Genomic DNA, 15,126 nt, shown 5'->3' with positions numbered 1-15,126 from the left:
ACGGGACATCGGCGCCGGGCCTACTGGGAGCAACTTGTTCGAACAAGTTCTGTCCCGCTCATGCCCGTACCGTTCCGCCGGGCAGCACCCCAGGAGAGATCGTGACCGTGTCCCTGCCGAGAAGCGCCGTCCTCGCCGGCGGCCTGGCGGCCGTCGCCGCCCTCACCCTCAGCGCCTGTGGCGCGGCCCCCGACAAGTCGACCTCGGCCGGCGACGGCAAGAGCGCGGCCACCGCGACCTCCGCCGAGGACTTCGGCGGTATGGACGCCCTGGTCGCCGCGGCGAAGAAGGAAGGCACGCTCAACGCCATCGCGCTGCCCCGCGACTGGGCCAACTACGGTGCGCTGATCGACGGCTTCACCAAGAAGTACGGCATCAAGATCGAGGTCGAGAACCCCGACGGCAGCAGCCAGGACGAGATCAACGCGGTCACCTCGCGCAAGGGCCAGAAGCGCGCCCCCGACGTCCTCGACCTCGGCAGCTCCTTCGCGCTCAGCGCCGCCCAGCAGGGCCTGACCGCCCCCTACAAGGTCGCCGCCTTCGGCGACATCCCCGAGGGCCAGAAGGACCCGGAGGGCCGCTGGTTCAACGACTACGGCGGCTATGTCTCCATCGGCTGCGACGCCAAGCGCGTCAAGGTCTGCCCGACCACCTTCAAGGACCTCCTGAAGCCCGAGTACAAGGGCAAGGTCGCCCTCAACGGCAACCCGACCAAGTCCGGCTCCGCGTTCGGCGGTGTCTACGCGGCGGCCGTCGCCAACGGCGGCTCCTTCGACGACATCCAGCCCGGCCTCGACTTCTTCGCGCAGCTCAAGAAGAACGGCAACTACACGCCCGTCGAGTCGACGCCCGCCACCGTCGAGAAGGGCGAGACGCCCATCTCCATCGACTGGGACTACCTCAACGCCGGGTACGCCGACGAGTTCGAGAGCAAGGGCGTCGACTGGAAGGTCTCGGTCCCCGAGGACGGCAAGTTCGCCCAGTACTACTCGCAGGCCATCAACAAGGACGCCCCGCACCCGGCCGCCGCCCGGCTGTGGCAGGAGTACCTCTACAGCGCCGAGGGCCAGAACCTGTGGCTCAAGGGCTACGCCCGCCCGGCCCTGATGGTCGCCATGGAGAAGGCCGGAACGCTCGACAAGACCGCCGCCGCCGCGCTCCCGAAGGTCTCCGGTACGCCGACCTTCCCGACCGAGGCCCAGCAGGAGAAGGCCAAGGGCGTCCTCGCCCAGGGCTGGGGCAAGGCTGTCTCCGGGTGACCTCCGACCTGACCGCCGTCTCGCCGCCACGCCGCGCCGCCGCAGCGCCCGCCGCCCCCTCCGGGCGGCGGCGCCGCGGGGCCGGCGGGCTCGCCGTCGCCCCGCTGCTCGTCTTCGTGGCGCTCGCCTTCGGCATCCCCGCGCTCGCCATGCTGGACGGCGCCTTCACCGTCAAGGACCCGGTCACCGGGGCCGGTTCGTACAGCACCGCGAACCTCAGCGCCTCGCTGCAGGGCGCCTACCTGACGGCGCTGCTCGGCAGCGTCAAGCTGTCCGCCGTCTCCGCCGTGATCGCCACCGTCCTCGGGCTGCTGCTCGCGCAGGCCGTGGTGACCTCACGCTTCCGCGCCCTGCGCGAGGCGGTCCTCACCGCGTCCGGTGTCCTCGCCAACTTCGGCGGTGTCCCGCTCGCGTTCGCGTTCGTCGCCACGCTCGGCAACTCCGGTGTCCTCACCCGCCATCTGGGCCTCGCCGACAAGGGCTGGGACCTCTACAGCTTCACCGGTCTGACCCTCACCTACCTCTACTTCCTCATCCCGCTGATGGTCCTCACCATCACACCCGCGCTCGACGGACTGCGCACCCAGTGGCGCGAGGCCGCCCAGAACAACGGCGCCACGCACACCCAGTACTGGCGCCATGTGGCCCTGCCGGTGCTCACGCCCTCGCTCCTCGGCGGCTTCGTCCTGCTCTTCGGCAGCGCCTTCGCCGCGTACGCGACCGCCGCCGCGATGGTCGGCAGCTCCGTCCCGCTGGTCACCCTCCAGATCGCCGACGCCATCTCGGGCAACGTCCTGGTCGGCCAGGAGAACGTGGCGCTGGCCCTCAGCCTCGACATGGTCCTCGTCGCGGCCCTCGTGATGGCCGTGTACCTGCCCCTGCAACGACGGAGCGCGCGATGGCTCGCCTGACCTCCCGGCGGCCCTGGCGCGGAGTGGTCCTCGCCGTAGCCGCCCTGTACTTCCTGCTGCCGCTGGCCGCGTCGGTCGTCTTCACCGTCGACGTGCCGAACCAGGGCGTGAACCTGGACGCGTACGCCCGCATCCTGGGCACCGAGGGCTTCCTCACCAGTCTGCTGCTCTCGCTGGAACTCGCCGCCGCGACCATCGCTGTGGTGCTGCTCCTGATGGTGCCCGCGATGGTCGCGCTGCGGCTCGGCGCGCCCCGGCTGCGGCCCGTCGTCGAGGTCGTGTGCTCGCTGCCGCTGGTCGTCCCGCCGATCGCGTTCGTCGCCGGGATCGGCACCGTCCTCAAATGGGGACCCGAACACCTCTCCACGACCCCGCTGTTCCAGACCTTCGTGGCGGTCCAGGACCCGGACTTCCCCGTGGTGCTCGTCCTCGCCTACGTCGTCATGGCGCTGCCGTTCGTGTACCGGGCGCTGGACGCGGGGCTGCGCGCCATCGACGTCCGCACCCTCGTGGAGGCCGCCCGCAGCTGTGGCGCGAACGGGACGCAGGCCCTGATCCGCGCGGTGCTCCCCAATCTGCGCGGCGCGCTGCTCAACGCCTCCTTCCTCACGCTGGCGCTGGTGCTCGGCGAGTTCACCGTCGCGCAGCTCCTGGGCTTCCGGCCGTTCGCCGTGTGGATCGTCAACATCAGCGGCTCGCAGGCCCAGATGTCCGTCGCCGTGTCCGTGCTCAGCCTGCTCGTGACCTGGGCGCTGCTCCTCGCGCTCGCCGCGTTCGGCGGACGCCGCGCCCCCTCCCTCAACGCCTCCCAGAAGTGACCCCACCATGACGCTCACCGCCCCCGTCCGCCAGGCCGAACCGGCCGGGACGTCCGCCGCCACCGTCGAGTTCCGCGGTCTGCGCCGCGCGTTCGGGACCACCGTCGCCCTCGACGGGTTCGACCTGACCGCCCGGCCCGGCGAACTCCTCGCCCTGCTCGGCCCGTCCGGCTGCGGCAAGACCACGGCCCTGCGGACGCTCGCCGGGTTCGAGCACCCCGACTCCGGCGAGATCCTGGTCGACGGCGAGGACGTCACCCGGGTCCCGGCGCACCGCCGTGACGCCGGCATGGTCTTCCAGTCGTACAGCCTCTTCCCGCATCTCAGCGCCCTCGACAACGTCGCCTTCGGGCTGCGGATGCGCAAGATCCGTACCGGTGAGCGGCGGGCCCGTGCCGCCGAACTGCTCGACCTGGTGGGCCTCGCCGACCAGGGCGACCGCTATCCGCACCAGCTCTCCGGTGGCCAGCAGCAGCGGATCGCGCTCGCCCGCGCGCTCGCCCTGCGCCCGCGCGTCCTGCTCCTCGACGAGCCGCTGTCCGCGCTCGACGCCAAGGTCCGGCTGAACCTCCGCGAGGAGATCCGCCGCCTCCAGCAGGAGCTGGGCATCACCACGCTGTTCGTGACCCACGACCAGGAGGAGGCCCTGTCCATGGCGGACCGGGTCGCCGTGATGCGCGCCGGACGCCTGGAGCAGTGCGCGGCGCCCGCCGAGCTGTACGCGCGGCCCACGACGGCGTTCGTCGCCGAGTTCGTCGGCACGATGAGCCGCGTCCCGGGCCGCCTCGCCGACGCGCGGGACACCGTCGAGGTGCTGGGCCTGCGGCTGCCCCTGGACGGGGACGCGCCCGACGGCGGCCCCGACGTGGACGTGCTGGTACGCCCCGAGGCCGTCCGGGTCGCCGCCGACGCCAAGGGCACCGCGCGGGTCGTCGCGACCGCGTTCCTCGGCTCCGCGATCCGGCTCACCGTCCGGCTCGCCGACGCCACCGAGGTCAAGGCGGACCTGCCCACGCACGAGGCGGCGGCCCTGACGCCCGGCGCGCCCGTGACGGTGACGCTGCCGGAGCGGCCGGTCCTGGTCGCCGCGCGGACCGCCTGACCCCGCCCGCTCACTCCCGCGCCGGACAAGGGGCGGCACACCGCCGCCTCCCGTCCGCATGCCCTCGCGCGCCCCACCCCCCACTCCCGCCCGAAAGAAGACCTCCGTGAGCCACCGCAGTACCCCGGCCCCGCCCCTGAAGGCCGTCCTGTTCGACATGGACGGGACGCTCGTGGACACCGAGCAGGTGTGGTGGGAGGCGGTGGACAAGGTGGCCGTCGGGCTCGGCAGGGCGCTCACCGGCGCCGACCAGCCGGAGGTCCTCGGCCGCCCGGTCGAGTACACCGCCGGGTTCCTCAGCCGGACCACCGGCGCGGACTTCGGGGCCGTCGCCGCCGCGCTGCACGAGGAGTTCGCGGTCCGGGTGCGGTCCGGGGTCGTGCCGCGTCCCGGCGCCGTCGCGCTGCTGCGGGCGCTGCGCGACGAGGGCGTCCCCACGGCCCTGGTCACCGCCTCGCCGCGGCAGGTCGCCGACACCGTGCTCGCCGCGCTGGACGCCGCGGGCGCGGGCGGCTTCGCGACCACCGTCACGGCCGACGACACCACCGACACGAAGCCCGCGCCCGATCCGTACCTCGCCGCCTGCCGGGCGCTCGGGGTCGAACCCGGTGCGTGCGTCGCCGTCGAGGACACCCCGACCGGTGTCGCGTCCGCCGAGGCGGCGGGCTGCCATGTCCTCGCCGTCCCGTCGCTCGCGCCGATTCCCGGGGCCCCGGGCCGCACGGTCCTCGCGTCCCTGGAGGAGGCGACGCCCGACCGGCTGCGCGCCCTGCTCACCGGTACGGCGGGTCCCCGCTTCGTGGTACGGGAGCTGACCACGCGGCGGGCCCGGGTCGGCGAGGAGTTCGAGGCGACGGTACGGGGGCTCGTGCGGGGGAGCGGCCCGGGTGACGGATTCACCTTCGCCAAGGCCGACGGGCCCGACTGGGTGCGGGTGTCCGCCGACGGCCGGCTCTCCGGTACGCCGGCCCACCCCGGCACCGACCGGGTCACCGTCACCGCCGCCGATCCCTCCGGCCGCACCGCACGCCTCACCGCCCGGATCCCGGTGGCCGCCGCCGGGGAACCCCTCGTACCGCTGCTGCGCGTGATGAGCTGGAACCTCTGGCTCGGTGGCGCCGCCGTGGACGACCACCGGGACAAGCAGCTCAAGGCGCTGATCGACGCCGACGCCGATGTGGTCGGCCTCCAGGAGACCGGGCCCGACGCCGCGCGGGAACTCGCCGACGCGCTCGGCTGGGACCACCACCACGCGGGCGACCACCTGGCCGTCCTCAGCCGCTACCCGATCACCGCCCGCCTCGGCGACCCCGGGCCCGGCTTCTACGGCGCGGTCGGCGCCCGGGTCCGGCTCGACCACGGCACCGACGTCGTCCTGTGGAGCGCCCACCTCGACTGCGCGCCCTACGGCCCCTACGACGCCTGCTTCGACGGGCTGCCGGAAGCGGAACTGATCGCCCGCGAGGAGGAGTCGGGGCGGACCGGGCGGATGCGCGGCGTCCTCGACGCTCTCGCCGGGGGGCTCGCGGCGGCCGACCGCGCGCCCGTGCTGCTCGTCGGGGACTTCAACACACCCTCGCACCTGGACTGGACGGCCGACGCTGCCCCCGCGCGCGGCGGCCGGGGCCCGGTCGCGTGGCCCGTCACGCGCGCCGCCGAGGACGCCGGGCTCCGCGACTCCTACCGGGTGGCGCACCCCGACCCCGTACGGGAGCCCGGAGCGACCTGGTCGCCGATCCACCGGGACCACGAGGACGGCTCGGGGCGCCCGGAACCGCAGGACCGGATCGACTACGTCCTGTTCGCCGGGGACCGTCTGGAGGTCCACGGGTCCACCGCCGTGACCAGCGGATTCATCGCCCCCTGGCCGGAGGTCGCGGGCAATGACTGGCCCTCCGACCACGCCGCCGTGGTGACCTCGTTCACGGTGCGCAAGGAATCGCCGCGAAAGCCCTGAGAGGCGCAACGGATCGCGGGTGCACGCGCAACGGAGGCGCCTTGTCCGGGTGATCGGCGGCCCGTACCGTCGTGGCAACCCCCGTATGCCCCCTTTTCCCCCGAGGTCCGCCCATGCCGTCGTTGCGTGTCGCCCTGCTCCAGAGTTCCGGACGCCCCGGATCCGTCGCGGCGAACCTGAAGGCCCTCGACGAGGCCGCGTCCCGTGCCGCCGACGCCGGGGCCGGACTCCTGGTGACCCCGGAGATGTTCCTCACCGGGTACGCGATCGGCGCGGAGGTGTCCCGGCTCGCCGAGCCCGCCGACGGTGAGGGAGCGGACGCCGTCGCGGAGATCGCGTCCCGGTACGGAGTCGCCGTGGCCTACGGCTACCCCGAGCGCGGTGAGCACGACGGACCGGAGGCAGACGCGCGGGGCGGATCCGAGGCGGCGGTCTTCAACTCCGTGCAGCTCATCGGCCCCGACGGCGCCCGGCTCGCGGGCTACCGCAAGACGCACCTCTTCGGCTGCTACGAGCACGACCTCTTCACACCCGGCGAACAGCCCGTCGTACAGGCCGAGTTGGGCGGGCTCCGGATCGGCCTGATGATCTGCTACGACGTCGAGTTCCCCGAGAACGTCCGCGCCCATGCCCTCGCCGGTACCGATCTGCTCCTGGTGCCCACGGCCCAGATGCACCCGTTCCAGTTCGTCGCCGAGTCGCTGGTGCCGGTGCGGGCCTTCGAGAACCAGATGTACCTCGCGTACGTCAACCGGACCGGGCCCGAGGGCGGATTCGAGTTCGTCGGGCTCTCCACGCTGGCCGGGCCCGACGGGATCGCCAGGACGCGGGCCGGGCGCGGCGAGGAACTGGTCCTGGCCGATGTCGACGCCGAGTTCCTGGCCGCGTCCCGCGAGGCCAACCCGTATCTGAAGGACCGGCGCCCCGGCCTGTACGGCTCCCTCGTCCAGGCCCCGCCCCAGGTCTGAGCCCGCTCCCACCCCCTGCTTCCCGCCTGTTCGTGCAAGGAGTTCCGCCCCATGACGTCCACGGTGCCCCCCGCGGTCCCGCACACCGGCGCCCGGCCGCCGATCACCATGTTCGGACCCGACTTCCCCTACGCCTACGACGACTTCCTCGCCCACCCCGCCGGGCTCGGGCAGATTCCGGCGACCGAGCACGGCGCCGAGGTCGCGGTCGTCGGCGGCGGACTCTCCGGGATCGTCACCGCGTACGAGCTGATGAAGATGGGCCTGAAGCCCGTCGTGTACGAGGCGGACCAGATCGGCGGGCGGCTGCGGACAGTCGGGTTCGACGGCTGCGACCCGGCCCTGACCGCCGAGTTGGGCGCCATGCGCTTCCCGCCGTCCTCGACGGCGCTCCAGCACTACATCGACCTGGTCGGCCTGGAGACGCGGCCCTTCCCGAACCCGCTCGCCGAGTCGACACCGTCGACCGTCGTGGACCTCAAGGGCGAGTCGCACTACGCGCGCACCCTCGCCGACCTGCCCGACGTCTACCGGCAGGTCGCCGACGCGTGGAACGCCTGCCTCGAAGAGGGCGCCGACTTCTCCGACATGAACCGCGCGATGCGGGAGCGCGACATACCCCGCATCCGCGAGATCTGGGCGCGCCTCGTGGAACGCCTCGACCACCAGACCTTCTACGGCTTCCTCTGCGCGTCGGACGCCTTCAGGTCCTTCCGGCACCGCGAGATCTTCGGACAGGTCGGCTTCGGCACCGGCGGCTGGGACACCGACTTCCCCAACTCCATCCTGGAGATCCTGCGGGTCGTCTACACCGAGGCCGACGACCACCACCGCGGCATCGTCGGCGGCAGCCAGCAGTTGCCGCAGCGGCTGTGGGAGCGGGCGCCGGGCAAGATCGTGCACTGGACACAGGGCACCTCGCTCGCCACGCTGCACGGCGGGGCGCCCCGGCCCGCGGTGACCCGGCTGCACCGCACGGCGGGCAACCGCGTCACGGTCACCGACGCCTCCGGCGACATCCGTACCTACCGTGCCGTCGTGTTCACCGCCCAGTCGTGGATGCTCCTGTCGAAGATCGCGTGCGACGACGCGCTGTTCCCGATCGACCACTGGACGGCGATCGAGCGCACCCACTACATGGAGTCCAGCAAGCTGTTCGTGCCGGTGGACCGGCCCTTCTGGCTGGACAAGGACGAGGTCACGGGGCGCGACACCATGTCGATGACCCTCACGGACCGGATGACCCGGGGCACCTACCTCCTCGACGACGGGCCGGACAGGCCCGCCGTCATCTGCCTCTCGTACACGTGGTGCGACGACAGCCTCAAATGGCTGCCGCTGTCCGCGCACGAGCGGATGGAGGTCATGCTCGCCTCGCTCGGCGAGATCTATCCGAACATCGACATCCGGGGACACATCATCGGCAACCCGGTGACCGTGTCCTGGGAGAACGAGCCCTATTTCATGGGCGCGTTCAAGGCGAACCTGCCCGGTCACTACCGCTATCAGCGGCGCCTGTTCACGCACTTCATGCAGGACCGGCTGCCCGAGGACAAGCGCGGCATCTTCCTCGCGGGCGACGACGTGTCCTGGACGGCGGGCTGGGCGGAGGGCGCCGTACAGACCGCGCTCAACGCCGTGTGGGGCGTCATGCACCAGTTCGGCGGGTCGACCGACGCGGGCAATCCGGGGCCGGGGGACGTGTACGAGTCGATCGCGCCGGTGGAGTTGCCGGAGGATTAGCTCACCGGTCGACTAGCCGGGCAGGGGGGTCAGCAGTATGCGGCCCACCAGGCCCACCGCCGCGTCCAGGCGCTGCGCGAACTCCTCCGCCAGGTCGGGGAAGTTCCGCAGCGCCCACAGGGCCCGCGCCGCCGACCACGCGCCGTCGCGGGCCCGGTCCAGGCTCCACGCGCCCAGCAGATGTGTGAGCGGGTCGGCGATCTGGAGCAGATCGGGGCCGGGCATGATCTCTTCGCGGATGCGTTCCTCCAGGAGCACGAGGAGGTCGCCGACGCGGTCGAACTCGTCCTCCAGCGCGCCGGGTTCGCAGCCCAGGCTGTGGCAGGTGTCCACGACGGCCAGCGCGAGATCGTGACCGATGTGCGCGTTGATGCCGGCGAGCGCGAACTGGAGTGGGCGTACGCCGGGGTGGCGCCGGTACTGGAACAGGGGGCGCCAGCAGGCGGGTGGTCTGCGGTCGCCGGCCGCCGCGTCCAGTGCGGCCAGATAGCGTTCGGCGAACCGGACGTCCAGCGTCGCGGCGGCCCGCGCGTCGGTGAAGTGGCCGTCGGCGATACGGAGGGCGACCTCCTGGGTGACGGTCTCGTAGACCCCGTGGAAGACGCCGACCCCGTCGCCGTCGGGCCAGCCGTCGCCGAGCGCCCGCATCCGCCGCAGCACCGAGCCGACCTGGTCGGCGGGGGCCGTGAACTGTTCCAACTGCGCCATGGGGGCAGCGTTTCAGCCTGTCGGGGGCGCCGGGTGCCGGTCGGCGGGGCTTCCCCGGAATGGGCGAACCCTTACGCGTCCGGCCCCTTCTTGGTGCGGTCGTCGCTGTCGTACGTCGACGTTCCCTCGTCCAGGAGCGGGGTCGGGGCCTTCAGATGGGCCGGTGCCAGGGCCCTGAGCGCGTGATAGCCCGTGATGACCACCAGGGTGCCCAGGGCGATCCCGCTCAGCGAGAACGTGTCCGTGAAGCGGAGCGTGACATCGCCGATGCCGATGATGATGCCCGCGGCGGCCGGGACCAGGTTCAGCGGGTTGCGCAGATCGACCTTGGCGCTGATCCAGATCTGGGCGCCGAGCAGCCCGATCATGCCGTACAGGATCACGGTGATGCCGCCGAGCACTCCGCCGGGGATCGCCGCGACGATCGCGCCGAACTTCGGGCACAGGCCGAAGAGGAGGGCGAAACCGGCGGCGGCCCAGTACGCGGCGGTCGAGTAGACCCGCGTCGCGGCCATCACGCCGATGTTCTCCGAGTACGTCGTGTTGGGCGGGCCGCCCACCGCCGTGGACAGCATCGACGCGGCGCCGTCGGCGGAGATCGCGGTGCCGAGCTTGTCGTCCAGCGGGTCGCCGGTCATCTCGCCGACGGCCTTCACATGGCCCGCGTTCTCGGCGACGAGGGCGATGACCACGGGGAGCGCCACCAGGATGGCGGACCATTCGAAGGACGGGCCGTGGAACGACGGGAGGCCGATCCAGTCGGCATTGCCGACGGCCGACAGGTCGAGCCGCCAGTGGTCGGTGAGCTTGCCCGCCCCGGTGACCGAGTGGATCCGGCCGAAGACGAGGTCGAACAGCCAGGAGATCCCGTACCCGAAGAGCAGGCCCAGGAAGATCGCGATCCGGGACCAGAAGCCGCGCAGACACACCACGGCCAGACCGGTGAACAGCATCGTCAGCAGGGCCGTCCACTGGTCCTGCGGCCAGTACGTCGAGGCGGTCACGGGGGCGAGGTTGAAGCCGATCAGCATGACGACGGCGCCCGTGACGATCGGCGGCATCGCCGCGTGGATGATCCGCGCGCCGAACTTCCGTACCGCGAGGCCCACCAGGAACAGCGCGACGCCGACCACGAACACCGCGCCGGTCACCGTGGCGCTGGTGCCGCCCTGTGCGCGGATCACCGCGGCGACGCCGACGAAGGAGAGCGAGCAGCCGAGGTAGCTGGGGACGCGGCCCCGGGTCGCGAGCAGGAAGATCACGGTGGCGACACCGGACATCATGATCGCGAGGTTCGGGTCGAGCCCCATCAGGACCGGCGCCACGAAGCTGGCGCCGAACATCGCCACCACGTGCTGGGCGCCGAGCCCGATCGTGCGCGGCCAGGTCAGCCGTTCGTCGGGGCGGACGACGGCACCCGGCGCGGGGGTCCGTCCGTCGCCGTGCAGCCGCCAGCGCACGCCGAGATCCATATGCGTTCCGTTTCTGTGGGCGTGGAGGCGGTGGCGATCACCGCGAGCACCGCGATCACGCGAAGTTGATCACCGACATCGTAAGGGGCGCCCCCGCCGGTCCCATTCATGAATCCGTGCGCGGAGCATTGTCAGGCGTACCGGTCACCCCTACGCTCGCGTGGTCCTGTTCATGAATCTCGTTCATGTATGTGTGAGGTATGAGGTGGACTCGATGACGCGTGTTCCCGCAAGGACCCCTCGATGAGCCGCGGACCCCGCCGCCGGCTCGCCGTCCTGATGACCGCCACGGCCGCGCTCGCCGCGCTGCTCGTACCCGTCACCTCGTCCGTCGCGGACGCGCACGGTTACTCCCCGCCGAAGGCCCCCCGGACGCCCGTCCTGGACGGGCAGCGGCTGCGCGACACCAAGATCCGCCTCGACCACGGCGACGCCCGGCTGAAGCGGACCCTGCGCGATCTGACCGCCCGCGCCGACGTCTGGCTCGACCAGGGCCCCTGGACGGTCGTCGACAAACCGAAGCCCGCGCCCAGCGGCGACCCGCACGACTATCTGAGCCAGGCCCCGTACTGGTGGCCGTCCCAGCCCCGTACCGCCGACAACCCCTGGGGCTGCCCCTACGTCCAGCGCGACGGCGAGCGCAACCCCGAGGTCGACACCGGCACCGACCGGCCCGACATCGGCAAGGTCGTCAACTCCGTCACCAGCCTCAGCCTCGCCTGGTACTACACGGGCCGTAAGGAGTACGCGCGGCACGCGGCGGACATCCTGCGGACCTGGTTCGTGGACCCGGCGACCCGGATGAACCCGAACCTGAACCACGGCCAGTTCATCCCGTGCAAGTACGACGGGCGCGCCATCGGGATCATCGATTTCTCGCAGCAGTACACGAGCGTCCTCGACGCGATCGCCATCCTGGACACGGGTGCTCCCGGCTGGAGCGCGGGCGACCGGTCCGCCATGGCCTCCTGGAACAAGCAGTTCCTGGACTGGCTCGTCAACAGCCCCTTCGGCAAGGAGGAGTCGGCGGCCAAGAACAACCACGGCACCTTCGCCGACATGCAGATCGCCGCCCTCGCCCTCGCCACCGGCGACACCGCGCTCGCCCGCAGGACGGTCCTCGGTGCCCGCGCACTGCGGATCGACCCGCAGATCGCCGCGGACGGGAGCCAGCCGCAGGAACTCGCCCGCACCCGCAGTTGGCACTACTCGACCTTCGACCTGGTCGCATACGTCCGGCTCGCGGCGATCGGCGAGCACGTCGGAGTGGACCTGTGGGGCTACCGGGGCCCGCTGGGGCAGAGCCTGTTCAAGGCCGTCGGCTATCTGCTGCCCGCCGCGACCGGGGCCGCGCCCTGGCCGCATCCGGAGCTGGAGTTCCACCGCTACGCGGCCAGCGACATCGTGCACGCCGCCGCCGACGCGGGCGACCGTGCGGCGAAGGCCGCCGTGCCGAAGCTGGAGACACCGCCGGGCGGGGACCTGTGGGCCCTGCGCCCGGCGGCGGAACAGCTGGACTCGATCGCGGGCTGACGGGGGAGGTGCTGGGGGTTCAGGGCTGCGGGTCGGGGGCCGCCGCCTCCTGAGGGGCGGCCTTCGCCGCCTGCCGCGGCCCGGTCCGCAGCACCCCGGCGAACATCACGAGCCCGAACCCCAGCACCGTCACCACCCCGAAGGACACCACCAGACTCGTCAGATCGGCGAGCGTCCCGATCGCGGACGGCGCGATCAGACCCGAGGTGTACGTGATCGTCGCGACACCCGCGATGGCCAGACTCGGATTCGGACCGCTGCGCCCGGCCGCCGCGAACGCCAGCGGAACGACCACCGCGATCCCCAGCCCCATCAGCGCGAACCCGCCCATGACCACCGCCGGATGCCCCGCCGTGACCACGAGCAGCCCGCCGATCGTGGCGAGCACCCCGCCGACCCGGACCACCCGCACCGCACCGAACCGGTCCACGACCTTGTCGCCCGCGAGCCGCGCCACCGCCATCGTCAGCGTGAACCCGGTGGTCGACGCCGCCGCGAGCCCCGCCGACGTGTCGAGGACGTCCCGCAGATACACCGCCGACCAGTCCAGGCTCGCGCCCTCCGCGAACACCGCGCAGAAGCCGACCGCGCCGATCAGCAGCGCCGACTTGGGCGGCAGCGCGAACCGGGGCGGCGGCTCCTCGTCCTCGGCGGGCCGCAGATCCAGCACCCACCGGCACGCCACCAGACCGAGCACCGTCAACGACGCGGCGGCCAGCGCGTGGTGGATCCGGGCGTCGGCGCCGATGTGCGCGGCGAGCGTGCCCGCCGCCGAACCGATCAGGGCGCCCGCACTCCACATGCCGTGCAGCCCGGACATGATCGACTTGCCGAGCAGGCTCTCGATCTCGACGCCGAGCGCGTTCATCGCCACGTCCGACATCCCGGAGGTGGCCCCGTACACGAAGAGCGCGCCGCACAAGGTCAGCAGGTTCGGGGCGAGGGAGGGCAGGGTCAGGGCCAGGGTCCACAGGGCGAGCAGGATGCGCAGCGCCGTGCGGGCGCCGAGGCGGTGACTCACCCAGCCCGCCAGCGGCATCGCCAGCGACGCGCCGATCGCCGGGAAGGCCAGGGCGATGCCGAGCTGGCCCGCGCTGACCGACGCGTGCTCCTGGATCCATGGCACGCGTGTCGCGAACGAACCGGTGACCGCGCCGTGCACGCAGAACACGGCGGCCACCGCGTATCGCGCGCGCCGCACCGCCCCCCGGTCCTGGATCACTTCGCTCATCAGGTGCGCCCTCCCCGTTCCGTGCTTGCTTCCCCGACCCGTATGCCGGGACGCCGCTGGTCCCGCGTCGGCGCGTAAACTATCAGGAACCCTGCCTGATAAATAGGCGTCGATCTGGAAGGATCCCGCCCATGCCCGCATCACCGAGCACCGCCCGGAGAATCAACGACCGGCTGGCCCTGGGTCTGCTGCAGAGCGAAGGGCCTCTGACGGCAGGTCAGCTCAAGCAGCTCACCGGTCTCTCCCGGCCCACGGTCGCCGATCTGGTCGAGCGCCTTCAGGAGTCGGGGCTCATCGCCGTCGTCGGCGAGACGGGCGCCGACCGGCGGGGCCCCAACGCCCGGCTGTACGGCCTGGTCGCCGACCGTGCCCATCTCGCCGCGCTCGACGTCCGCACCGAGGGCGTCACCGTCGCGGTCGCCGACCTGGTCGGTACGGTCCTCGCCGAGGCGTCGGCCCCGATCGGCGGCGACACCGGTACCGGGCCCGCCGTCGAGCAGGCCGTCGCTCTGGTGGAACGGGCGGCCCGGGACGCGGGCGCGGGTCCGCTGCACAGCGTCGCCATCGGCGCCCCCGGGCTGATCGACCCGGCCACCGGCGAACTGCGCGACAGCAGTGGGCTGCCCGCCTGGCACCGCCGCCTGATCGCCGCGCTCCAGCAGCGGCTGCCCGCCCGGGTCCTGGTCGAGAACGAGACCAACCTCGCCGCGCTCGCCGAGCAGCGCGAGGGCGCGGCGACCGACCGGGACACCTTCGTCCTGCTGTGGCTCGGCCACGGTGTCGGCGCGGCCGTCGTCCTCGACGGCGCCCTGCGGCGCGGCGCCTCCGGCGGCACCGGCGAGATCGGCTTCCTGCCGGTGCCCGGCACGGACGGACTGCCGTCGGCGACCGCGTGCGACGGCGGCTTCCACTCGCTCGCCGGGTCCGCCGCCATCGCCGAACTCGCCGCCCGGCACGGCCTCGTGGCCGCGGCGGAGCCGTACGAGCCGCCCGCCGCCGCCCTCGTCCGGGCGGCCGTCGCCACCGGCGCCGGGCCCTTCCTCGACGAACTGGCGGCGCGGCTCGCCGTGGGCGCCGCCTCCGTCGCCGCCGTCCTGGACCCCGGCTGCGTCGTCCTGGGCGGCGAGGTCGGCCACGCGGGCGGCGACGCACTCGCCACCCGGGTCGCCGACCGGCTCGCCGCGATGTCGCCGCTGCCTACGGAGGTACGGGCGGGGCTGCTCGGCGGTGCGGCGGTGTTGCGCGGCGCCCTGTTCACGGCCCGGGACACGGCCCAGGACGACGTGTTCGCGCAGACACCGGCCGGTCCCTCGTCCGCATCGCTGGTCCCACCCGCCCCGGCGCGGGCGTCGGTGAAGGCCCCCGCGCGGGCCCCCGCCACTCCTGCCGCCGCCCACCCGGTCCGGCCGGCCGCCCGCGACTGA

General features: G+C 72.8%; 12 protein-coding genes. 9 read left to right on the top strand and 3 right to left on the bottom strand.

Going from position 1 to position 15,126, the window contains the following annotated elements:
- Positions 1-101: 101 nt before the first annotated feature.
- The 7 genes from ACIQNU_RS22705 to ACIQNU_RS22675 all read left to right on the top strand — a co-directional run bounded on the left by ACIQNU_RS22705 (position 102) and on the right by ACIQNU_RS22675 (position 8,758).
- A complete protein-coding gene (locus ACIQNU_RS22705) occupies positions 102-1,259 on the top strand; it encodes an ABC transporter substrate-binding protein (RefSeq protein ID WP_401369262.1) in 1,158 nt (385 codons plus the stop codon).
- Positions 1,256-2,170, top strand: a complete 915-nt coding sequence (locus ACIQNU_RS22700; RefSeq protein ID WP_401369260.1) for an ABC transporter permease — start codon at positions 1,256-1,258, stop codon at positions 2,168-2,170. Before ACIQNU_RS22705 ends, ACIQNU_RS22700 begins: the two co-directional genes overlap by 4 nt.
- On the top strand, positions 2,158-2,988 hold the full coding sequence (locus ACIQNU_RS22695) for an ABC transporter permease (RefSeq protein ID WP_401369257.1): 831 nt from the start codon (positions 2,158-2,160) through the stop codon (positions 2,986-2,988). The genes ACIQNU_RS22700 and ACIQNU_RS22695 overlap by 13 nt, the downstream gene beginning before the upstream one ends.
- Positions 2,989-2,995: 7 nt before the next feature.
- Positions 2,996-4,090 carry an ABC transporter ATP-binding protein gene (locus ACIQNU_RS22690; protein WP_401369255.1) on the top strand — a complete coding sequence of 365 codons (1,095 nt, stop codon included), beginning with the start codon at positions 2,996-2,998 and terminating at the stop codon, positions 4,088-4,090.
- Positions 4,091-4,247: 157 nt separating this feature from the next.
- Positions 4,248-6,047: an HAD-IA family hydrolase gene (locus ACIQNU_RS22685; protein WP_401369905.1), complete on the top strand. Its 1,800-nt coding sequence runs from the start codon at positions 4,248-4,250 to the stop codon at positions 6,045-6,047.
- A gap of 122 nt (positions 6,048-6,169) precedes the next feature.
- Positions 6,170-7,015 (top strand): carbon-nitrogen hydrolase family protein, encoded by an 846-nt coding sequence (locus tag ACIQNU_RS22680; protein WP_401369903.1) that lies wholly within the window; start codon positions 6,170-6,172, stop codon positions 7,013-7,015.
- 51 nt (positions 7,016-7,066) lie between these two features.
- Entirely contained in the window at positions 7,067-8,758 is a 1,692-nt protein-coding gene (locus tag ACIQNU_RS22675; protein WP_401369253.1) for a flavin monoamine oxidase family protein, read from the top strand.
- A 12-nt stretch (positions 8,759-8,770) separates the two neighbouring features.
- Here the strand turns inward: ACIQNU_RS22675 and ACIQNU_RS22670 are convergent, their stop codons facing one another.
- Together ACIQNU_RS22670 and ACIQNU_RS22665 are read right to left on the bottom strand one after the other, a co-directional pair.
- Positions 8,771-9,466, bottom strand: a complete 696-nt coding sequence (locus tag ACIQNU_RS22670; RefSeq protein WP_401369250.1) for a DUF5995 family protein — start codon at positions 9,464-9,466, stop codon at positions 8,771-8,773.
- Between the two features lie 71 nt (positions 9,467-9,537).
- Entirely contained in the window at positions 9,538-10,938 is a 1,401-nt protein-coding gene (locus tag ACIQNU_RS22665) for a uracil-xanthine permease family protein (RefSeq protein ID WP_401369247.1), read from the bottom strand.
- A 243-nt stretch (positions 10,939-11,181) separates the two neighbouring features.
- On the opposite strand from ACIQNU_RS22665, the gene ACIQNU_RS22660 reads away from it, so the two are divergent.
- Positions 11,182-12,471 carry an alginate lyase family protein gene (locus ACIQNU_RS22660; RefSeq protein ID WP_401369244.1) on the top strand — a complete coding sequence of 430 codons (1,290 nt, stop codon included), beginning with the start codon at positions 11,182-11,184 and terminating at the stop codon, positions 12,469-12,471.
- Positions 12,472-12,490: 19 nt separating this feature from the next.
- Here the strand turns inward: ACIQNU_RS22660 and ACIQNU_RS22655 are convergent, their stop codons facing one another.
- Positions 12,491-13,702, bottom strand: a complete 1,212-nt coding sequence (locus tag ACIQNU_RS22655) for an MFS transporter (RefSeq protein WP_401369241.1) — start codon at positions 13,700-13,702, stop codon at positions 12,491-12,493.
- Between the two features lie 131 nt (positions 13,703-13,833).
- Here ACIQNU_RS22655 and ACIQNU_RS22650 point away from each other — a divergent pair, with 131 nt between their 5' ends.
- A complete protein-coding gene (locus ACIQNU_RS22650) occupies positions 13,834-15,126 on the top strand; it encodes an ROK family transcriptional regulator (RefSeq protein ID WP_401369238.1) in 1,293 nt (430 codons plus the stop codon).

The sequence above is a fragment of the Streptomyces sp. NPDC091292 genome, from assembly GCF_044757265.1.
Lineage (GTDB): Bacteria > Actinomycetota > Actinomycetes > Streptomycetales > Streptomycetaceae > Streptomyces.
This window is presented reverse-complemented; position numbering and strand designations above follow the sequence as displayed.